The 21,186-nt window shown below is 40.1% G+C and carries 15 protein-coding genes; 9 read left to right on the forward strand and 6 right to left on the reverse strand.

Features of this window, described 5'->3' with window-relative positions; translation table 11 throughout:
* Nucleotides 1-154 precede the first annotated feature (154 nt).
* Nucleotides 155-1,708 (forward strand): ribonuclease Y, encoded by a 1,554-nt coding sequence (gene rny, locus OGI71_RS02340; RefSeq protein ID WP_120260856.1) that lies wholly within the window; start codon nt 155-157, stop codon nt 1,706-1,708.
* A gap of 161 nt (nt 1,709-1,869) precedes the next feature.
* On the opposite strand, the gene OGI71_RS02345 is transcribed toward rny, so the two are convergent.
* Complete coding sequence (locus OGI71_RS02345; protein ID WP_282253690.1) at nt 1,870-2,523, reverse strand: HAD family hydrolase; 654 nt, start codon at nt 2,521-2,523, stop codon at nt 1,870-1,872.
* A 140-nt stretch (nt 2,524-2,663) separates the two neighbouring features.
* On the opposite strand from OGI71_RS02345, the gene OGI71_RS02350 reads away from it, so the two are divergent.
* Nucleotides 2,664-3,191, forward strand: coding sequence for an Mpo1-like protein (locus tag OGI71_RS02350; protein ID WP_282253691.1), 528 nt, complete (start codon nt 2,664-2,666; stop codon nt 3,189-3,191).
* A gap of 153 nt (nt 3,192-3,344) precedes the next feature.
* Here OGI71_RS02350 and OGI71_RS02355 read toward each other — a convergent pair whose 3' ends face one another.
* Together OGI71_RS02355 and OGI71_RS02360 are read right to left on the reverse strand one after the other, a co-directional pair.
* A complete protein-coding gene (locus OGI71_RS02355) occupies nt 3,345-4,670 on the reverse strand; it encodes an ABC transporter permease (RefSeq protein WP_282253692.1) in 1,326 nt (441 codons plus the stop codon).
* On the reverse strand, nt 4,663-5,598 hold the full coding sequence (locus tag OGI71_RS02360) for an ABC transporter ATP-binding protein (RefSeq protein ID WP_282253693.1): 936 nt from the start codon (nt 5,596-5,598) through the stop codon (nt 4,663-4,665). Before OGI71_RS02360 ends, OGI71_RS02355 begins: the two co-directional genes overlap by 8 nt.
* A gap of 193 nt (nt 5,599-5,791) precedes the next feature.
* On the opposite strand from OGI71_RS02360, the gene yihA reads away from it, so the two are divergent.
* From yihA to OGI71_RS02375, 3 genes are all read left to right on the forward strand, one after another.
* On the forward strand, nt 5,792-6,421 hold the full coding sequence (gene yihA, locus OGI71_RS02365; protein ID WP_282253694.1) for a ribosome biogenesis GTP-binding protein YihA/YsxC: 630 nt from the start codon (nt 5,792-5,794) through the stop codon (nt 6,419-6,421).
* A 103-nt stretch (nt 6,422-6,524) separates the two neighbouring features.
* On the forward strand, nt 6,525-7,379 hold the full coding sequence (locus tag OGI71_RS02370; RefSeq protein WP_282253695.1) for a UbiA-like polyprenyltransferase: 855 nt from the start codon (nt 6,525-6,527) through the stop codon (nt 7,377-7,379).
* A gap of 80 nt (nt 7,380-7,459) precedes the next feature.
* Nucleotides 7,460-9,136, forward strand: coding sequence for a PNGase F N-terminal domain-containing protein (locus OGI71_RS02375; RefSeq protein ID WP_282253696.1), 1,677 nt, complete (start codon nt 7,460-7,462; stop codon nt 9,134-9,136).
* A gap of 125 nt (nt 9,137-9,261) precedes the next feature.
* On the opposite strand, the gene OGI71_RS02380 is transcribed toward OGI71_RS02375, so the two are convergent.
* A complete protein-coding gene (locus OGI71_RS02380; RefSeq protein ID WP_120260864.1) occupies nt 9,262-9,723 on the reverse strand; it encodes an Lrp/AsnC family transcriptional regulator in 462 nt (153 codons plus the stop codon).
* Nucleotides 9,724-9,881: 158 nt separating this feature from the next.
* Between OGI71_RS02380 and OGI71_RS02385 the strand changes: the two genes are divergently transcribed.
* Together OGI71_RS02385 and OGI71_RS02390 are read left to right on the forward strand one after the other, a co-directional pair.
* Nucleotides 9,882-10,949 (forward strand): PLP-dependent cysteine synthase family protein, encoded by a 1,068-nt coding sequence (locus tag OGI71_RS02385; protein WP_282253697.1) that lies wholly within the window; start codon nt 9,882-9,884, stop codon nt 10,947-10,949.
* A gap of 123 nt (nt 10,950-11,072) precedes the next feature.
* Entirely contained in the window at nt 11,073-12,752 is a 1,680-nt protein-coding gene (locus tag OGI71_RS02390) for a cytochrome c biogenesis protein CcdA (protein WP_282253698.1), read from the forward strand.
* A gap of 620 nt (nt 12,753-13,372) precedes the next feature.
* Here the strand turns inward: OGI71_RS02390 and OGI71_RS02395 are convergent.
* Together OGI71_RS02395 and OGI71_RS02400 are read right to left on the reverse strand one after the other, a co-directional pair.
* Entirely contained in the window at nt 13,373-15,895 is a 2,523-nt protein-coding gene (locus tag OGI71_RS02395; protein WP_282253699.1) for a DUF5686 family protein, read from the reverse strand.
* A 376-nt stretch (nt 15,896-16,271) separates the two neighbouring features.
* On the reverse strand, nt 16,272-17,960 hold the full coding sequence (locus OGI71_RS02400; protein ID WP_282253700.1) for an RluA family pseudouridine synthase: 1,689 nt from the start codon (nt 17,958-17,960) through the stop codon (nt 16,272-16,274).
* A 149-nt stretch (nt 17,961-18,109) separates the two neighbouring features.
* On the opposite strand from OGI71_RS02400, the gene OGI71_RS02405 reads away from it, so the two are divergent.
* Nucleotides 18,110-18,583, forward strand: coding sequence for a DNA starvation/stationary phase protection protein (locus tag OGI71_RS02405; protein WP_120260870.1), 474 nt, complete (start codon nt 18,110-18,112; stop codon nt 18,581-18,583).
* A gap of 210 nt (nt 18,584-18,793) precedes the next feature.
* Nucleotides 18,794-21,184, forward strand: a complete 2,391-nt coding sequence (locus OGI71_RS02410; protein WP_282256125.1) for a glycoside hydrolase family 31 protein — start codon at nt 18,794-18,796, stop codon at nt 21,182-21,184.
* Nucleotides 21,185-21,186 lie beyond the last annotated feature (2 nt).

The raw sequence follows: 21,186 nt of genomic DNA on the forward strand, positions 1-21,186 counted from the left end.
TCTGACTCAATCGTTGGTATTCCTGAAAAAAGTATATCTGGATATCAATGGCGTTAAATCGGCTTGTGTCCAGTTCAAAGAGTGGTGAAGATATTTATACTATTGAAATTTAATAATTAATAAAAACAAACATATATAATACAATTATACATACATGGACGTCGCAATTTATATCATAATTTCTCTGATTGTTGGTGTAGTTATAGGTCGTTATCTGCTGGTTCTGTTATTCAAAAAACAAGAACAGGAAGCCAAAGATAAGGTAAATAGCATACTAAAAGATGCAGAGCAAGAAGGAGAACACATTAAAAAGAAACGCCTTTTAGAGGCTAAAGAAAAATTCCTTCAATTAAAATCCGAACATGAAAAGGAGGTGAATCAACGTAACAACACCATCAACCAAAAGGAAAATACGTTGAGACAGAAAGAACAATCTATTAACCAAAAGCTTGAAAGCATCAATCGCGATAAGCAGGATGTGGATACCAAAAAGAAGCAATTGGATAAATTGGTTGAACTTAATGAAAAGAAATCTGAAGAAGTCGAGGCTTTAAAATTACAACAGATCAAACAATTGGAGAGCATCGCTGGTGTTACAGCTGACGAAGCTAAAAACCAACTGGTGGATTCATTGCGCGAGGAAGCTCGTTCCCAAGCAATGATTCAGATCAAGGATATTGTAGACGAAGCGAAATTAACCGCGACGAAAGAAGCGAAAAAAGTCGTTATCCAAACGATCCAACGTACAGCTACTGAATCTGCAATCGAAAATACCGTTTCCATTTTCAATATCGAAAATGATGAGATTAAAGGTCGTATTATTGGTCGTGAGGGCCGTAATATCCGTGCATTGGAAGCTGCAACAGGTGTAGAGATCATCGTTGATGATACACCGGAGGCAATTATCCTTTCTGGTTTCGATCCAGTACGTCGTGAGATCGCGCGTTTGGCTTTACACCGTCTTGTTACGGATGGCCGTATCCACCCAGCTCGTATTGAAGAGGTTGTAGCAAAAACACGTACACAGATTGAAGACGAGATTGTTGAGATTGGTGAACGTACTGCCATTGATCTGGGTATTCATGGATTGCATCCTGAACTGATCCGTATGGTGGGACGTATGCGTTACCGTTCTTCCTATGGTCAGAACCTTTTACAGCACTCCCGTGAGGTTGCCAATTTTGCAGCAACAATGGCTGCTGAGTTGGGATTGAATGTAAAACATGCCAAACGTGCTGGACTATTGCATGATATTGGTAAAGTGCCTGATGATAACCCTGAATTGCCGCACGCAATTCTAGGTATGCAATTGGCTGAAAAATATAAGGAGCATCCAGATGTTTGTAATGCCATTGGCGCTCACCACGATGAAATTGAGATGACAGCCTTAATTTCTCCTGTGGTACAAGCCTGTGATGCTATCTCAGGAGCACGCCCTGGAGCACGTCGTGAAGTTGTTGAAAGCTACATCAAACGTTTGAAAGAACTTGAAGATTTAGCACTTTCTTACCCTGGTGTTGAGAAAACTTTTGCGATACAGGCGGGTCGTGAATTACGTGTCATCGTTGAGAGTGAAAAAGTATCGGATGCGCAATCAGAAATATTAGCAGCTGATATCTCAAACCGTATACAGACTGAAATGACTTATCCAGGTCAGATTAAAGTGACTGTCATCCGGGAGACAAGATCCGTATCTTACGCGAAATAACGTATGGAAGAGTCCTGAAAAACAATACAGGATCTTTGGTAAACGAATAATAAAAACGCCTCAATCATTTATTGGGGCGTTTTTTTTGCTGTATATTTTGACGCGGGGAAGTTTTCGGCGGTCCACTTGAGCGAACATAGTTATTTCTTCTGAAAATCTGTTTATGTGCCAAAAAACTCCATTAAATCATCCACACTATGCAGCAGATAGGTTGGCTTTTCCTTCATAAGTTCTTCCTCACTGCCATAACCATAAAGCACAGCGATGGCATCCATGCCCGTTTCTCGGGCGCCAATTAAATCATGCTTGCGGTCGCCAATCATAATACAGTGCTGTGGATCAATCAGGTTGGCCTTGTCCAATACATACTGAATGACACTTGTCTTGGTCGGTCTAGAATCGTCCAATGCACTTCCGCCAGCAAAATCGAAGTAACTGTCGATTGCAAAATGCTGTAAAATCTTATGTGCAAAAATTTCGGGTTTGGAGGTGGCTAAGTATACCTTATAGTCTTTCGATTTTAGTCCTTCCAGTAATTCGGGGATGCCATCAAAGAGCAGATTCTCATATAAACCCTGGGTCGCAAAGCGTTCACGGTATTTGTCCACACAAGCCAAAGCTTCCTTTTCTTCAAATCCATAGGTATGCATGAAGGTATCTTTCAACGGAGGGCCAATTAATGGCTTCAGACTATTTAAATCAGGCGTATGTACTCCTTTTGCTTCGAGTGCATACGCAATGCATTTGGTGATGCCTTCAGCAGGGTCTGTCAGCGTACCATCGAGATCAAATAAGATATGTTTGTAAGACTTCATGTTGCAATATTACGTAATTGGAGAGGAGATTGCCAGTTAAAGGTCGAAGAAAGCATATAATGACAAGTGACAGACCAAAAAAATGAGAATATTATTCCGCTCGACGGTTTATGCAGATCAATATTTATTAAATTTGCCGAATGAAACAAAAGAAGAAAGTTCAGGAAGTAGAACCGAAACGTCCAGTAGATACCTATTTTGAGGAATTGGATGCTAATTTTCAAGATCCAACCAATCGTATTATTCAGATCATCTTTTTGCCGCTGTTATTCTTCGGTGTGATGGGCTGTATTTGGATGATTCCTTTTCCACAGTTCGAATTTTTGGTGAAGCTCAATTGGCACACCTTTTTGAATTGGGGTTCTTTCTTCATTGCAATTATCATCTATTTTTACCTGAAATTATCCGCAACCTTGTCTTATGCAATCTTGTTCTCGATAGGAGCAATGAGCTTTTTTATTGTTCAGTTGGAATATGTACAAAAAAAAGGTGGTCCTGCGGTGATATGGGTATGCTTGGCGATCGCATTGCTGGCGTTAGTCACACTGTTTCTCGGTAAAGGAAAAGAGAAAAAGGCAATTACTGGAAAGCAGTTTCTGCAATTTCTACTGATAGGCCCGATATGGCTATGGCATTTTGTATTTCAGAAGTTCAATATTAGATATTAACCCATTTGCCATATAGTTGTCATACTGAAAGAAAAGCAGGTTTATGGATCTGTTTGAACTGAGGATTTGATAGTTAGATTGATAAAAAGCGAAGGCTGGATTGTAAAGTACAATCCAGCCTTCGCTTCTTTATATGCCTGTCGATCGGTCCGATCAATTTTTATAATTAAACCATTTGATGATTTCTTTGAGACTGGCTTTCTTTCCATAGATCAATATCCCTACACGATAGATACGTGCAGCTACCCAAGTGATCAATAGAAAAGTTAAAATAAGCAAAGCCAATGAAGTTAATATCTGCCATAAGGGGACACCAAAAGGAATGCGAACTAGCATAGCGATGGGGGATGTAAATGGAATAAAACTCAGCCAGGTGGCAATTGGACCATTGGGATCGTTAATGATAACTCCGAAAGAAAGAATATACGTCAACAATAGGGGCATGGTGATCGGCATGGAAAACTGATTGGCCTCGGTTTCGTTATCTACGGCAGAACCCGCAGCAGCAAATATAGCGCTATAGAGGAGGTAACCTGCTATAAAGAACAGAAAGAAGAATACAATAACCTCTGTGAAGTTGAAACTTTGGATTGAAGCGAGAATAGAGGCAGAACCACCTTGTCCCATTGCTTTGGATACTGTTCCCATATTGGCCGCTCCAGGCTGGCCGGCGGCGACTTCCTGTATGTCTTGTGGATTGACAAATAATGTAGTAGCCACAAGAAAGAGTCCTAACGTGAGTACAAGCCACATCACAAATTGTGTAAGGCCAACCATACCGATCCCTACAATTTTGCCCATCATTAGCTGAAAGGGTTTTACAGAAGAAATAATAACTTCAATAATGCGATTGCTTTTTTCTTCAATGATACCTCGCATGACTTGCGCGCCATAGAGAAAGAGGGAAAGGTAAACCAAAATAGCCAAGGCGACACCAATTCCCATTGCTATTGCCGTATTGCTATTTTTTTCCTCACCGTCTGCCGTTATTTCTTTCGCCTCAATATCCACTTTTGGTTTAATGGATTGAATCAGTTTGAGGTCTATCCCTTTGGCTTTATATTCCTTTTCCCGAATGATGTCTTCCAACTGACCACTGATAATCTCCTGTGTGACAAAACTTGTTTTGCCGCTGGTGATTAATTCAGCCTTTTGTGTCGTCAGGATATCTTGAGGAATATACAAGATGGCCTGTTTGGTTTGCTCTTGGGCCAGGCGTTGTTTTTGTTCCTGCAGAGGTAGCTGACTCTTCTTATAGCTTACATTTTTATTACTTTGAAGCTTATTGGCGAAGTCGCCCTGTTGATCAATGATAAAGACTTCTGTATGGGCATCTTTAAAGCTCTTTTTTGTTAGGTAAAACATACCTGCGTACAGCGCAAAAAAGAAGAGCGGGACCGCGAAAGTCATCACAATGAATGATCTTTTCTTGACTCGGGATAGATATTCCCGTTGGATAATGAGTAATATCTTATGCATGATCTGGGGATAAAGGTGAGACCTCAGTAACCTTCTGGATAAAAATATCTGCCATGGAAGGGACAATCTCAATGATTTGATTGAGTTGTATTTTTGGTAATAGTTGTATTAATACATTGTTTATATTAACATCTTTATTTAACTGAATAGTAGTTTTGTAAATATTTTCTTTTTGTGAGGATCTGACAATTTTAAATAGACTTTCATTGCTGATGTCAATGCCTTCTGCATTGGGGGTAAATTCCAAAGTATAGGTTTGATTTCTATAGTCTTTCTTGATATCTTGTACGGGACCATCCAGGATTTTCTTGGAGCGGTGGATCAAAGCAATATGATCGCAGAGCTCTTCTACCGTTTCCATACGATGGGTGGAGAAGATAATTGTAGCACCTTCAGCATTTAACCGTAGGATCTGTTCTTTGATGATATTGGCATTCACTGGGTCAAAACCTGAGAAGGGTTCATCAAGGATAATCAATTGCGGTTGGTGAATAACGGTGGCCACAAATTGCACTTTCTGCTGCATTCCTTTGCTGAGATCTTCAATCTTCTTGTCCCACCATGAAGTTATATCAAGTCGTTCGCACCAATCGTGTATTCGAAGTAATGCTTCTTTTTTTGAAAGCCCTTTCAATTGTGCCAGGTAAAGCATCTGATCCCCGATTTTCATTTTCTTGTAGAGACCACGTTCTTCCGGAAGATAGCCTATCTGGGCAATATGCTGTGCGCCTAATAATTCCCCATTAAATCGGATTTCACCGGAGTCGGGTGCAGTGATCTGGTTAATGATACGGATCAGTGATGTTTTTCCGGCCCCATTGGGTCCCAGTAGCCCAAAAATCTTTCCTTTTGGAATCTGGATGGATACATCGTCCAATGCGCGATGATTGGCGTAATCCTTGGTGACATGATTGATTTCGAGTAACATCTTTTCTAAGGTTTAATTAAATTCTGTATGGAGAAAAAAGAGCATATATCCTGTGTTATCAAATATACACTTGTTTATTTTGACTATTAGTATGTAAACAGGGTTAAATGTTACAAGATGACCATTAAGTTTTTTATACCATAGAAGCGGCAGAAACCTTGTCAAACGGATTCATTTAATGTACCTTTGTTCCATGGAAGTAAAAAAAGCCGAATTCGTGTGTAGCAACACGAGAGTTGACAAATTACCTGCGCCAAATTTGCCTGAGTACGCCTTTATAGGTCGTTCTAATGTAGGTAAATCTTCTTTGATCAATGCAATGACAAATAAGAAGGGACTTGCCAAGACCTCTCAAAAACCTGGTAAGACTCAATTGATCAATCATTTTATAATAGACGACACGTGGTATCTGGTCGATTTGCCCGGTTATGGATTCGCAAAAGCATCCAAAACGAGTCGCAATGAATGGGAGAAATTCATTCGTAGATACCTGACACATAGAGACAATCTACAATGTGTATTTGTTCTGGTGGATAGTCGTCTTGAACCGCAGAAGATCGATCTTGACTTCTGTTACTGGTTGGGCGAATGCGGTCTACCTTTTATGTTGGTCTTTACCAAGGCAGATAAACAATCTGCAGTGAAATCTGATGCAAATATCGCGAAATTTAAGAAGGAGCTTTTGCAATGGTTTGAGGAGGTACCAACGGTCTTTTTAACTTCGGCTGAAAAGAAATTAGGTCACGAGCCTATTTTGGAGACCATTGATGAGGTCAACCGTCGATTTGTAGGGCCCGAGCCAGAAGAAAGAATGCCGTTTTAAGTATTTCAAAAAAATAAATATTGGTTCAACACAATAGCTTCGTCAATCTGATCATTGTCGGGGATAGGATGACGAACGTTTTAAAGTCTAATAAGATCATCTCATGAAGAAGTATCTTTCCTTAGTTTTATTTGCCCACAGTGTATTCGCATTGCCATTTGCCCTTATTGGCTTCTTTTTGGCGCTGCATACCACTGAATATGCCTTTTCTTGGAAACTATTACTATTAATGTTATTGTGCATGGTAACGGCGCGAAATGCAGCGATGGCCTTCAATAGATATTTGGATCGCGATATTGATGCGATCAATCCGAGAACTGCAATGCGGGATATTCCTGCAGGGAAGATTTCTGCCAAAAATGCGCTGATCTTTACCATCGTCAATTGCTTACTTTTTGTCGTAGCGACTTATTTTATAAATTCCCTGTGCTTTATGTTATCACCGATTGCACTTTTTGTGGTGCTTTTTTATTCTTATACCAAACGTATCACGCCTTTATGCCATTTGGTATTAGGTGCAGGATTGGGTTTAGCGCCGATCGGAGCATATCTCGTTATCACGGGGCAATTTGCAACTGTACCTGTCCTATATGGCTTTGCTGTGCTGACCTGGGTGAGTGGTTTTGATATTATTTATGCCTTGCAGGATGAAGCTTTTGACCGCGCCAATAAGTTGAACTCTATTCCAGTCTGGTTGGGAACCAAAGGAGCGATGCGGGTATCCGAATGTTTACACATGCTGTCTTTTATATTTGTTTTAATACCAGCGTTTTTAATGCCTGTTGGTTGGATTTATTATTTAGGTGTGGTTTTCTATGGTGGACTTTTGATCTATCAGCATACGCTGTTTTCATCGACAAATTTAAGTCGGGTAAACCGCGATTTTATGACCACCAATGGCTACGCTTCGGTCATCTTTGCGGCCTTTTATCTTTTGGATATCTGGTTGATAAAATAAACGTTTTAGCATAAAATAAGAAAGGCTTTAGGAATTCCTAAAGCCTTTCTTATTTTTGTGTCTAATCCAATATGCGTACTATGAAGAAAAATATCCTTTTTGTTTCAATTTTATGTCTGTCATTGTCCTCTTATGCCCAGAAGCTAACGAGCTATGTGATCCAGTACAATCAAAGTTTTAATGGCAATACACCCGCCAATCAGAATGGGGTACTGGTCTATGCCAATGCAAATGAAACTTATGTGAGTTCGGAAAAAGATATAAAAGGACAATTGTTGCCGCCTTACGAACGCGTACTGGTGGAGCGATCATCTGGAAATACCTTGCTTAAGATTGCGAAACTGAAAGATGGTTCCCTTATCCTGACAAGAGACTCTTTGGCGCTCTCCAAACAGAAATTCAACCCGACTAACGAAACCAAGACCATCTTGGGGTATTCCTGTAAGAAAGTGGAAACCAGTATCAATTCCAATAAGATTGAAGTCTGGTATACGGACAAACTTGGGGTAAAAGGAGCACCGAGTGAACTAGGGCAGGACCTTGGCTTGGTGTTAGAGGTGATCAGAAATGGCAATACACGCATCTTTGCAACAAAAGTAGAGAAAGTCAAGGCCATTCCTGAACAATTGAAGTTAAAAGGAAGTGAGAAACGCTATGATGAGCTCTCTTATAAAGATCTTATCTGGAAGAACCGTTTTGTCCAACTTCCGGTTTTCCAAAAGGAACGCATTCGTTTTTCAGATGATACCAAATCAGATTCAATCCTACGTTTTGCCAATGGTACAGTGATTGTCAAGAAAGTCAAAATACCAAAAATCAAAGCTAGCGATAATGTGTTCGTTCAGCTTGTGGAGCAATCAAAAGGAGATGCATACGACCGTACCGGATCCGTTTTTATTATACCAGCCAATAAAGCACAGAGCTTTTTGGATGGTATGAAAAATGGCATGTCAACCTTACCGAAGTACGAAAATGGAAACGGCAAGAGTTATCAGGGAGTGGTAAGAACAGCGACTTTCGAACCTATTGTTGAATTGATGCGTTTCTTTACACCCTTTGGTGTTAAGCAGTTTAACTATCTTCAGTTAAAGGATAAGGTTTGGCAAGATTCTGTTCTTTACAGACAGGATGTGTCTGAGCTTGCAGGAATGTTAAGTGAGCAAGAAGTGTACGTAGGTGCTTTCATTGGCAACTATGATAAGAATGGTCACGAAGTTAGTGTTGAGCTTACAATTCATCCAGGTTTTGAGGCGGGTTCGGAAGGAAATCTGAAAAAGACGATGTCATTATTTACGACGACCAATGTGATGGAAATGGGTGGACAGGAGTATGGATCTATGTTCGATAAGGATAAAGGACTGACACTGTCGTTTCGTTTGGATCAGGATGCTAAAAATGTACAGTTACGTTATATCACGACCGGTCATGGAGGCTGGGGGAATGGTGATGAGTTTGTTCCCAAAGAAAACCGCATTTTTCTAAACGATACCTTGCTCTTTAAATACACGCCTTGGCGCAACGATTGCGGTTCTTATCGTTTATCTAACCCTGCTTCAGGTAATTTTGCCACTGGATTATCTTCATCTGACCTAAGCCGTTCCAACTGGTGCCCAGGAACAGTGACTCCACCGATTTATATCGACTTGGGCGATTTAAAAGCTGGTGATTACAAATTACAGGTTCAGATCTCGCAGGGAGCTCCTGAAGGTACAAGTTTCAGTAGCTGGAATGTCAGCGGAACTTTGCTATTTGATTGATTGATTGATTGATTGATTGATTGATTGATTGATTGATTGATTGATTGATTGATTGATTGATTGATTGATTTAAGGTATTGATTTTGTGTAAATCAATACCTTATTTTTTAGATCGAATCTGCTAATTACAAGGGATAGGCGGTTTCACTCTTTGTCTCCGATAACACAAAATAAGTCTGTACCGTATTGACTTGCGGTAATACAGCAAGGCGATGTCTTAAGAAGATATGATAGGCATCCATGTCTTTGGTGGCAATACGCAACATGAAATCATAAGACCCCGCCATCTGATAGCATTCCATGACTTCAGGAAATTTAGCCACTTCTTTTTCAAATTCATTCAGCACCTCGAAGGTGTGTGCTTTGAGGAATACCTGCGAAAACGAAATTAATCCGATACCGATTTTATGCCGATCCAAGATTGCCACAGTTTTCTTGATATAGCCTAGTCTTTTTAATTTTTTTACCCTTTCGTGTACTGCTGCAATTGATTTATTCAATTCGAAAGACAGTTCTTTATTACTTAGTGAAGCATCTTGCTGTAATAAGCGTAGCAGTTTTAAATCAATTTCATCTAATTCCATAATCTGAATATTTTCGGTGTTGCTGTAAAATTACAATGTTTGAATGGATATTTTATTGTTATTTGTGTGTTTTTATTTAATTTTTCTTGAAATTATAGTCATCTATTGAATAATATCTTGTTATTGGTCAATTTTGCAACAGAATAATCATTTATATAAAAATGGCTGAACAAGAATTACTAAGTGCGTGCTTATCACCGGCATTGGACAAAAGATTTAAGCATTTGTGGAGATTGGTTGGAAACACACCAATGTTGGAATTGCAGTATACCTACAAAGGTAAGCCAGGCCGGGTATTTGTAAAATGTGAGAATTACAATTTAACAGGTAGTATCAAAGACAGAATGGCTTTGTACATCTTGTATAAAGCATATATGAATTGCCAGATTAGACCAACGGATGTTGTTATCGAAGCTACAAGTGGGAATACTGGAATTGCCTTCTCAGCAATCGGTAAGGCTTTGGGGCATCAGGTGAAGATTATTATGCCGAATTGGTTGAGTAAAGAGCGTACCGATATTATCCGTAGTATGGGTGCCGATATTCAGTTGATCAGCAAAGAAGAGGGTGGCTTTTTGGGTAGTATTCGTTTGAGTAAAGAGCTTGCTGCTGCAGGTGGGGTTTTTCTGCCACGACAGTTCGAAAATCAATATAACGCAGAGGCACACGAAAAAACGACTGGTTACGAAATTGTTAAACAATTGGAGGAGCAGGGTTTGGTAGCTGATGCCTTTGTAGCCGGTGTGGGAACAGGCGGAACTGTTATGGGGGTAGGACGTAGTTTACGGAAAGCAAATCCAAACGTTCGCGTACATCCTTTGGAGCCTGCTGAGAGCCCAACGTTGACGACAGGACATAAAGTAGGTTCACATCGTATTCAAGGTATATCTGATGAATTTATACCCGCTATTGTTGATCTGAATGAATTGGATGAGGTCGTTTGTGCCAATGATGGCGATTCGATCATTATGGCGCAGAAATTATCAAGGCAATTGGGACTTGCCGTTGGGATTTCTTCGGGCGCAAATGTTATTGGTGCGATTAAGTTACAGCAGGAGCTAGGGGATGATGCAGTCGTCGTTACGCTACTATGTGATGATAATAAAAAATATTTAAGCACAGATTTGGTTAAGAAAGAACCTGTTAAACCGGGATATCTATCCAGTGATGTTGATTTTCTGGGCTTTCAACCGATATGTAGACTACCAAATCCTGTATTTGGAGCCTAATAAGATTTAGTTTCATATGTTTATAGTTAACTCGGGGAGTGTCATACTCCTCGGGTTTTATTTACATCGGAACGATAAATAGGTCTCAAAGCAAATAAATTATGAAAAACACATTATACGCTGATGAAAACTAATTTTAAACTATTAACCCTTTTATTCCTGCTTATTCTTCCTCTTGCTATGTTTGCACAGCAGGACAGCACGGCTAATATGGAAGGTGTCGAATTTACGGATGGTACAATCAGTCCAGATTCATTATCATTCGAAGAGTCACCAGACACGGTGACAGCAAGTGTTGATTCCAGCAAAACGGTCGCTGCGACCGCTAAGGTGGGAGATTCTGCTGAAAACGGTAAAAAATCGCTTTGGAGTATTTTCATTGCGGGCTTGGTTGGGGGCTTTGCGGCCTTATTGATGCCATGTATATTTCCGATGCTTCCTTTGACGGTGAGCTTCTTCACCAAGCAATCTGGTAGTCGCGCCAGTGGTATCAGCAAGGCCTTGTTATATGGCCTCTTTATTATCGTGATCTATGTTGCTTTGGGGATGATTATTACCATTGCATTTGGTTCTGATGCACTCAACGCACTTTCAACCAATGGAATTTTTAATTTTATCTTCTTCTTACTGTTAGTGGTATTTGCTGCATCTTTTTTCGGTGCATTCGAAATAACTTTGCCGAGTTCCTTTGTCAATAAAATGGATGCCAAATCGGATAAAGGAGGGCTTATCGGTCTATTTTTTATGGCATTTAGTTTATCGTTGGTATCGTTTTCCTGTACGGGTCCGATCATCGGAACCCTGTTGGTGGAAGCGGCTTCAAAAGGTGAACGATTGGGCCCAGCCATTGGTATGTTAGGATTCTCTATCGCTTTGGCAATTCCTTTTGGGTTATTTGCGATGTTTCCATCGATGCTTAAATCACTACCCAAGTCGGGTGGTTGGTTGAACAGTGTTAAAGTAGTACTTGGATTTTTAGAACTGGCGCTAGCCTTGAAATTCTTGTCAAATGTAGATTTGGCTTACCATTGGAATTGGTTAGACAGAGAGGTGTTTCTGTCGCTATGGATTGTGGTATTTGGTTTGATGGGGCTTTATCTGATTGGTAAGATCAAGTTTTCTCATGATAGTGATCTTAAATTTCTGTCCGTTCCTAGAACGATATTGGCTATTGTTGTTTTCTCTTTTGTTGTGTATATGATTCCGGGCTTATGGGGTGCGCCTTTGAAGTCTATTTCAGCCTTTTTACCGCCATCGGCAACCCAAGATTTTGATTTATCTACCGGGGTTGGAAGTAGTTCCGCGGCACATACGGATGGAAAAGTTAAAAAATATGCAGAGATATTCCATGGGCGTGGTACACCAAAAGGCTTTGATCCTTATTATGATTACGATCAGGCTCTAGCAACAGCAAAGGAACTCAACAAACCCGTTTTGATTGACTTTACTGGATGGAATTGTGTCAACTGCCGTAAAATGGAATCAAACGTATGGACTGATCCTGCGGTAGCCAAATTGTTGAAAGAAGAATTTGTTATGGCAGAGTTATTCGTGGATGATAAAACTGAATTGCCTGCCAATGAGCAATTTGTTTCCAAGTATAGTAATAAAAAAATAAAGACTATTGGAAATAAAAATAGTGATTTTCAAGCTTCTGCATTCAATAGCAATTCGCAACCATTGTATGTAATCGTTGACCCAAATGGCCAGGTAATGGTTCCTCAAAGTGGCGCAAATTACAATGTTGAGCAATACAAGGCATTTCTACAGAGCGGTGTAGATGCTTTTAAAAAGAAAAACTAACCATCGTCATATTCTAATTTTATCCTCCTCGCTGTTTGCAAGGGGGATTTTTTTTGCTTTTGGTCAGGCTTCGTAACTTTTTTGTTCGGCATAGAAATCTCTTCCTGTCGTTTTCAGTCCTATGGGGGATTTATTTGGATCCACAAGATCGGCTGATATAAGATTCGGGATTGCTTCGTATCATGTTCGGCTGTAGCTAGATCAGAAGCAGACTCAGAACAGACTTAGCGCAGATGTCAACCAAGAATTGCCTGGTCAACATCTGATGAATACTTGGTTCAAGTTTGGCGACGTTCGAAAGCTATACGAATAAGATCCGAAAAGAATCTAAATAAAATACACACATCTGTTCTATCGTATTAGTGATTTCGCAGCCTATAATATAGCTTACAGAGCCGCTCGGTGCAAGACCGAAGTGTTGTCGAAGATGCCTGACTGTTGGTACAGCTATCTCTATGTGCAGTCGAATAGTTCGCGAAAGCCTCCCGAACAACTGTGCACGTAGGGTTGAAGAACACTCGAATAGGAGCAGTAGGATGTATTTAATAGACCAAAAAGAGGCCCTGTCATTCTCTCAATCGACAGGGCCTCAAAATTATAATATAAATTTACGGAAACTCTTAGAAATCAAATCTGACTCTGGCGCGGATCCCCCAAGCTGGAGCATCCACATGGTCAAGATAGTTCAGACGTTTGACGTAGTCTACACGTAAAATCTTAAAGATGTTAGATAAACCGATACTGGCCTCCATATAAGGTTCAGAGCCGAATGTATATGAACTTTGAATTTGGTCTGCATTGCGTTGCCATGCAAACACTTTAGAGCCATAATTTGGATCGTCTGGATCATTTTCTTTGCGAAGACCACCATAGACACCTTTGAAACTAAAGACCTCACGTAATTTAAGCTTTTTGATTAATGGGATCTTGTTTAATAGGAAACCATTCATGTAATACTGGACATTGATAGAGGCGTTATGGTCACTGACAAATTCCAGAAAATTCATTAAGTTGTATGAGTTTAACTGATACGCATAGGTCTGGTTTGCACGATGGATCGTTAAGAAAGGAAATGGAATCTCTTTTCCTGCGATATAATTTCCTTCCGCTGTGACATCTGCAAAGCCAAACTGGCTTAAATAAAAGCGTTTGAACGCACCTACATTAAAACTATGATAATTATATTCTCCCTTTGCCAACCCCTTTATTCCTGCTGTATAATTGAACGTGAATATCGGGTATTGATTGAAAATCGGTGTACGGTAGATTTTGCCCTGATAAAATTCCTCATGTGGTGCATATCTAACGTTTACAGATAATTCTGTCGAATTTAATTCGTTGAATAACTTGTTTTGTCCATTTTCATCCAGCATCTGATAGGTCAAACTACCAGCAGGAGACTGTTTGTTGATATTAAACCCAGCACCAATTGCCAAATGGTTCAGGAATTCTTTTTTATACTCCAGTCCGTAGTTTGTCTCGTAGATATACCGGTCATTATCACCGCGTTTGAATGATAATAAAAAGTTGTCCTCCTGAATAAATTCGAGCTTTTGTCCCGGAATCTTGGTGTCTTTTTTGTACGAAGCCCTGATATAGTGCATTGGGAAGGAGTACACTGACTTATTGTTAAAGGCATAGGTACCACTGAAAAAGTACTTCCATTTCTGATCCTTGAATCCATAGGCCGCGTAGCTCTCTGCATAGAAACGTTTGCTCAATGACTCTGTTGTACGACCACCGACACGTAAACGAAAACCTTCAACTGGGTTGAAGCTATAGAACGTGTTCACAGGGCCGATTTCAACCGGACCAGCTTGTTTATAGCCCGAGAGAAGTAGCGCCGCAATATCCATAAAGGTTCTGAACGAAGGTATTTTTTGTAGCGTGTCAATATTGTGATAAATATTCAATTCATTCTGAGCCAAGGCCAATGGGCGTTGTGTTTCAAATAACGATTTGGTTGCTTTCTTATTTTCTATATTGTAAGCAATAACTGTAGAAGGACCATCGTAAATACTATCTGCTTGCTGAATACCAACTTTATAATTATTGTAGTCGACTGTCCGGCTTCCCCGGATTCCCATTCCTTTTTCAGTTAATGAAAAATCAATTCCTAAAGTACTGGTTTTTAGGTAAAATCTGTTCTTGTTATCTTTCTCAAATTTGAGCTGAACCTGAAGATCGCGCACAAAATTTAGATTGATATCATCGGCAACAGTCATATTAGCACCCTGGACTGCATAATTACCATCCAACGTGACATAAAGCTGCCCCTTAAATAACATGTCTGCTTTATTGCGGGGAACGAAGCTCAGCTCAACCAACCATGGTTGAGAAGTCTTAATGGTATCGGTAATGAAAAATTTATAAAATGTAGGGGCAGAGTTTGCTATTGGACTCAAAAACTGATTTGTTACCAATGAGATATTATTATCATAGATATCAACTTGTTCGTAGAGTTTGTTAAAGTAGGCTGCTAGACCATCGTTATCGATAAATTTGGGGTCAAACTGTGCCCGTTGATCGCCAAGTATATACTGCTTGGTCTTACTTGGATCTTTACGGTAGTACACTTTGGACATTTTCTCTTCGATAAAAGCCGGTAACACATATTTATTTGCTGTTTTGGCCGAATCGTCCGTTTCAAAAAGAAATTGATAGTTTTTAAAGATCTTCTTGTTGACAAATTTCTCAGAAAGATTGCTTAATCCCAAAGACATCTTCTCGTATTGATCAAATTCGGCGTATTGCTGTCCCGATAGGCGATTTTTCTCTTTATTTTCGATAACCTTACGGATCAGGGCAACCGCAGGATTGTCTTTGTTGCTATATTTTTTCTTCTTTGCTTTGACAACAACCTCTTCCAGCATATTGTCCTGTGCATCCATCAGAATTTCCTTTGACTGTACAGCATCATTGGTTACGAAAGCATCCTTATTGTCATAACCGACATAACTCGCTCTGATTTTGACATAAGATGTCGGAAACACCAGTCTAAACTCTCCATTTGCGTTGGTCGACGTAGAAGTTCCTGCTGCGGAAGGCGCACCTACTACAGCCACGGTAGCGTAAGCGATGGGTGTCTTTGTCTTTGCGTCTTTGACCGTGCCCGTAACCGTTTTGGTTTGAGCAAAGGCCATGGACACTGATAGCAGAAATGTTATCGAGAAAAAGAGTTTAGTTATGAAGGTTTTTGTGTTTATTTTAGCTTCCATTATATTGCTATAATCTTGAAAATTCAAAATTGTTTTGTTGTTTTTACTTTATTTCTGACTTTATAAGTATTAAAATCAAAAAATCAGTGAACAAAGGAAGCAAAAAATTAAGAATATTTAAAATTTTATTGTAATGTAATAAAGGAAATGTACTTATTTCTTTTTGGGTTTAAATGGTTGTTTTTCAGTTGTTTGTCTTAAATTATTGATTTAGGTCAATAAATTATCATCCACATTTTGACTTCACGATGATTTTCCGAGCAAATATTTGCTGACTTTTGTAACGATATAGTCAATCGCGCTAAAAATCAGGGGGAATTTCAAAGCTAATTTCCCGTCTGGAACTGGGGTGTATAAACTTAATGAAAGCGGCGTGGAGGTGTAATCTATTCGCTTTTTTGCCGTAAAGATCATCACCTACAATGGGAGTATTCAGTCCGTTTGGATGTACGGCATGCATGCGAAGTTGATGCGTCCGGCCTGTTAGCGGATAGAAACGGACTCTTGTTTTGTCGCCTTCAATTGCGATTCTCTCCCATTTGGTTTGTGCGGGCTTGCCATAGCTGTAGCAGACCATCTGTCGGGGCCTGTCATCGAGATCCACACGAAGCGGGAGATCAATTAGACCAGATTCCTGTTCAACAATGCCATCGAGTAAAGCGATATATTCTTTTGCAATGGTATGTTGTATAAATTGATCCTGTATAAATTGATGGGCTTCTTTATTTTTAGCGACGACCAAGAGTCCTGAAGTGGACATGTCCAGCCGATGGATAATAATAGGGCCTGCAGCAGGATAACGTTGGAGTACACGATTGTAGACCGAATCCTTAACGTATATCCCAGGGACGGACAAAAACTCGGCTGGTTTATTGAAGACGATAATATCTTCATCTTCGTAGATTTGCGGTAGTTCCGTTTGCAGTGTTGTTTCCTGTTGCATGGGATTCGGGTCAACGTTGAGGCCCTGAAGCATATAACCTAAAATAGGTTCACATTTTTTACGGCAAGCCGGGTAATAGTTTTTGTGCCGACGGATTTCGGACGAAGGGGAGCAGCCCCACCAGAATTCGGCCAAAGCGATAGGTGTGAGATTATTGCTGTAAGCATATTGCAATAATTTCGGCGCTGCGCATTCACCTGAACCAGCGGGTGGTGTACTTTGGTCAAAGTCCTGAAAAACAGCAACGACATTCTTGTGCTGCCCTGTTGCATTAAAAAAATTATATTGTTCAAAAAGTCTCTTTTGCAAATTTCCGGATCGCATTTTACGCTCTTCTTTCAGTACAGAAATCTCGTAAAGCAATTGTTGGATCCTAAGGTTTTCAGATTCCAGCGCCAGACGCATGTCATATTGATAGCGTTGGAGCTCCTGTTTGTCCTTTAAGCTTTGACTGCGCATATCCTCCATGAGTATTTCGTAGTCCTCATCCGATAGGAGGGGACGCAATCTTGTTCGGGTTTCCTTGCGTTCTTTTTTCTGACTTCTGAGTTTTGTTTTGAGCAGGTCAAGCTGTGTATCCCATTGACCTTTTAATCTATTGAGATTGCTTGTTATTTGTTCAAGTTCTTCACTGTTTTCAAGAAATTCAATTTTCCTGTTGAGGGCATTTAAGTGTACCTCTTCATTCAGAAAGAAGCCATCCTCTTCCAGCATATCAAATATTGGGGGAACAAAGTATTGGTGTTTATTGCTGCCAGCAAGCTTGCCAGATACAGCGGCCAGGTATCCGAGCCGATGCTGTTGATCTCGGACAACCAGTATACCAAACATCTTGCCTATGGCAAGACTATCGTTATTTTCTTCAAGACCAAAGTTATGCGTCCACTCGTTTTGTGTCTCCAGATAAGTTTGAAGTTCTTCCGCAGCGATAATGGCTAGCGCATGTGGTTCATAACAAAATGGAAAGGTAAATCGCAAGGGGAGTTCGATGTCCGAAATATCCTCTTTGAATGCATGAAAATAAGCGTTGTTGTCTAAAGTAGCCACAGTCTTCCCTCTAATAATATTCTGGATGCAAAAATAAGGTTATTATGCGATTGAAATGACATTTCAAACCCAGTTTTTTTTGTTTCCACCGCTTTTTTGGGTAAATTTAACTAAGCAATTAAAAGATATAGTTAACAAATAAACACAATATGAAAACTTCAATTGGAATTAAAGATGCAGACTTAAAAAAAGTTGCGAAATTGCTCAATGTCTTATTGGCTGATGAGCATATTATCTATATGAAAACACGCAATGCGCATTGGAATGTTGAAGGAGCTGATTTTCACGCTGCTCATTTATTTTTAGAATCCCAATACGATGAGTTGGCAGAAGTTATTGATGAAGTGGCGGAGCGTGTACGTACATTAGGGCACTATGCGGTAGGCACATTTGATAAATATTTAAAATTAACACGTTTGACAGAATCGACATCTGAAAAGACAGATAGTCAGTCTTATTATAAAGAGCTGCTATCGGATCACGAGTCTATTGCGATGTCAATTCGTGGGGATATTGCTGTCGTTGAGGGGACCGCTGATAATGGCACGGAGGATTTTTTGGTGGGTTTATTGGAAAAACACGAGAAAATGGCTTGGATGCTGCGCGCTCATTTTATAAAATAGCAGATGTAGTCCCACTTGATGTGAATAATCCCGCCCCTTTTGAGGATCGGGATTTTTTTTTATGTTTTGTTGTCGGCGCAGGATAATTTTTCTATCTTAAAGAGGAATTAAGCCTTCAGAAACTTTTAACATATTACAACTATGCTTGAAGACGACAACCTAAATCAAACCACACTAAACGAGGAAGAAAATGATGGTACCTTGGAAAGTATGCATCATGTGAATAATCCGGTATTGGATTTGCCTAAAATTGAAAAGAAATACCTCGAGACAGTTATATCCCACAATCAAAATGACAAGTCATACTATTTTTCCGATGGTAAGGCAAAAGTCGAGATTAAGATCGTAACAGATGAGATTGTACGTGTTCGATTGGCTCCCCAGGGAACGTTTTTGGAAGATTTTTCCTATGCCCTGGCAAAGAAAGACCATCGTGTCAGTATACATCAATGTAAAGAGGAGGTGGACCATTATAGTGTCCATACAAACACCATTTCCTGTCGCATCAATAAAAGCGATTTTTTGATCTCCTTTTCTGATAGAGCGGGTAAACTGTTTAATGCCGATCTGGCTCCAATGCACTGGGAAGAAAGTCCGGACTTTGGCGGTTATTATGTCTACAGTACCAAAGTTGCATTTGAAAATGAAGCATTTTATGGACTGGGCGATAAGGCTACTAAGCTTAATCTTCGTGGCAAACGATTAAAAAATTGGAATTCGGACACTTATGCTTTTGCTTATGACCAGGACCCTTTATACAAAACCATTCCTTTTTACATTGGACTGAAGGACGGTGAAGCTTACGGTATTTTCTTTGATAACACGTTTAAGACCTATTTCGATTTTGCCGCCGAGGATCCCGGAAAGACCAGCTTTTGGTCGGAAGGCGGTGAATTACAATACTACTATATTCATGGTCCGCATATCATTGATGTGATCCGCAGGTACCATACTTTGACAGGGACACATTATTTACCACCACTTTGGGCTATCGGTTATCATCAATGCCGATGGAGTTATTATCCGGAAGCCAATGTGCGTAAAGTGGCCGAAGAATTCAGAAAAAGGCAGATCCCATGCGATGCCATTTACCTGGATATTGATTACATGGATGGCTATCGCTGTTTTACATGGAATAAACAATATTTTCCAAATCCGAAAAAAATGATTGCTGATCTTGCAAACGAAGGTTTTAAGACGGTGGTCATGATTGATCCGGGGATTAAAGTGGATGAAAACTATTGGGTATTTCGAGAAGGTAAAGAGAACAAATATTTCTGCCGCCGGGGGGATGACTATTTTATGGAGGGATTTGTCTGGCCCGGACGTTGTCAATTTCCCGATTTTACAAATCCTGAGGTTCGACAGTGGTGGGGAACTTTATACCAGGGGCTGGTGGAAGATGGTGTAGCAGGTTTTTGGAATGACATGAATGAGCCTGCTGTTTTTGGCCGCGGAACTTTTCCGGATGATGTCAGACATCAATACGATGGACATCGTGGATCGCATCGAAAAGCACACAATGTCTATGGTATGCAAATGGTGCGCGCTACCTATGATGGCTTAAAGAAATTGTACAAAAACAAAAGGCCATTTACCATTACACGAGCAGCTTATGCTGGTACACAACGTTATTCTTCGGTTTGGACCGGAGATAATTTAGCGAGTTGGGAACATCTCAAGCTGGGCACCCTGCAGTTGCAGCGATTGTCCACTTCAGGGATGTCTTTTTGCGGAACGGACATTGGTGGATTTACAGGAGAACCAGATGGGGAACTATTCACAAGGTGGATGCAATTTGGTGTTTTTTCGCCATTTATGCGTGTGCACTCCGCAGGGGATACCCGTGATCGGGAACCTTGGAGTTTCGGTGAAGACTGGGAAAAAATAAATAAAAAGTTTATAGAATTGCGGTATAAACTGTTACCCTATATCTATACCTGTTTTTGGGAACAAACTAAATACGGCTATCCGATTTTGCGTCCAATTTCGATGGTGGAGCAACATATTCCGACCAATTGGCAGCGTGAAGAAGAGTTCTGTTTTGGTGATAAGATATTGGTATCACCAGTGTTGCAGCCCGGTCAGAAGAGCAAGATCGTTTACCTTCCTGCAGGAGATTGGTTCTACTACTTCAATAATGAGGTTTATGTCGGTGGAAAGGAACATACTATTGCAACACCACTGGATGAAATGCCGCTATTTATTCGTGGTGGATCTGTCATACCGGAATATCCAGTCATGCAATACACCGGAGAAAAGAAAGTGGAAGAACTACAATTGAATATCTATTTTTCTGAAGGAGTACATCGTTCATACGTTTATTCCGATCATGGTGATACATTCGCGTACGAGCAAGATATTTATTTAGAAAAGTGTTTTACATTGTCTGGATTAAAAGATTCCCTTTCAATCAAGCAGACCCGTGACGGATTATTTACCGAACGATACGAAGAGTATAAGCTGCAATTGATAGGTCTACCATTTGCAGTGAAAAAGGTTAAAACAGATGGGATTGACACAAAAATACAAAAAGATGAACAAGGGCGATATTGGATTAATGTCGCACGTGAATTTGAAAACATATTGATAGAGGGTTAAAC

The organism is Sphingobacterium sp. ML3W (assembly GCF_029542085.1).
Classification (GTDB): Bacteria; Bacteroidota; Bacteroidia; order Sphingobacteriales; family Sphingobacteriaceae; genus Sphingobacterium.

Coding starts and splice junctions, on each gene's coding strand:
- OGI71_RS02405 (WP_120260870.1), top strand. CDS start 18,110: ATGAAAACTTCAATTGGAATTAAAGATGCAGACTTAAAAAAAGTTGCG.
- OGI71_RS02385 (WP_282253697.1), top strand. CDS start 9,882: ATGGCTGAACAAGAATTACTAAGTGCGTGCTTATCACCGGCATTGGAC.
- OGI71_RS02375 (WP_282253696.1), top strand. CDS start 7,460: ATGAAGAAAAATATCCTTTTTGTTTCAATTTTATGTCTGTCATTGTCC.
- OGI71_RS02395 (WP_282253699.1), bottom strand. CDS start 15,895: ATGGCCTTTGCTCAAACCAAAACGGTTACGGGCACGGTCAAAGACGCA.
- yihA (WP_282253694.1), top strand. CDS start 5,792: ATGGAAGTAAAAAAAGCCGAATTCGTGTGTAGCAACACGAGAGTTGAC.
- OGI71_RS02350 (WP_282253691.1), top strand. CDS start 2,664: ATGAAACAAAAGAAGAAAGTTCAGGAAGTAGAACCGAAACGTCCAGTA.
- OGI71_RS02355 (WP_282253692.1), bottom strand. CDS start 4,670: ATGCATAAGATATTACTCATTATCCAACGGGAATATCTATCCCGAGTC.
- OGI71_RS02370 (WP_282253695.1), top strand. CDS start 6,525: ATGAAGAAGTATCTTTCCTTAGTTTTATTTGCCCACAGTGTATTCGCA.
- OGI71_RS02360 (WP_282253693.1), bottom strand. CDS start 5,598: ATGTTACTCGAAATCAATCATGTCACCAAGGATTACGCCAATCATCGC.
- OGI71_RS02345 (WP_282253690.1), bottom strand. CDS start 2,523: ATGAAGTCTTACAAACATATCTTATTTGATCTCGATGGTACGCTGACA.
- OGI71_RS02410 (WP_282256125.1), top strand. CDS start 18,794: ATGCATCATGTGAATAATCCGGTATTGGATTTGCCTAAAATTGAAAAG.
- OGI71_RS02390 (WP_282253698.1), top strand. CDS start 11,073: ATGAAAACTAATTTTAAACTATTAACCCTTTTATTCCTGCTTATTCTT.
- rny (WP_120260856.1), top strand. CDS start 155: ATGGACGTCGCAATTTATATCATAATTTCTCTGATTGTTGGTGTAGTT.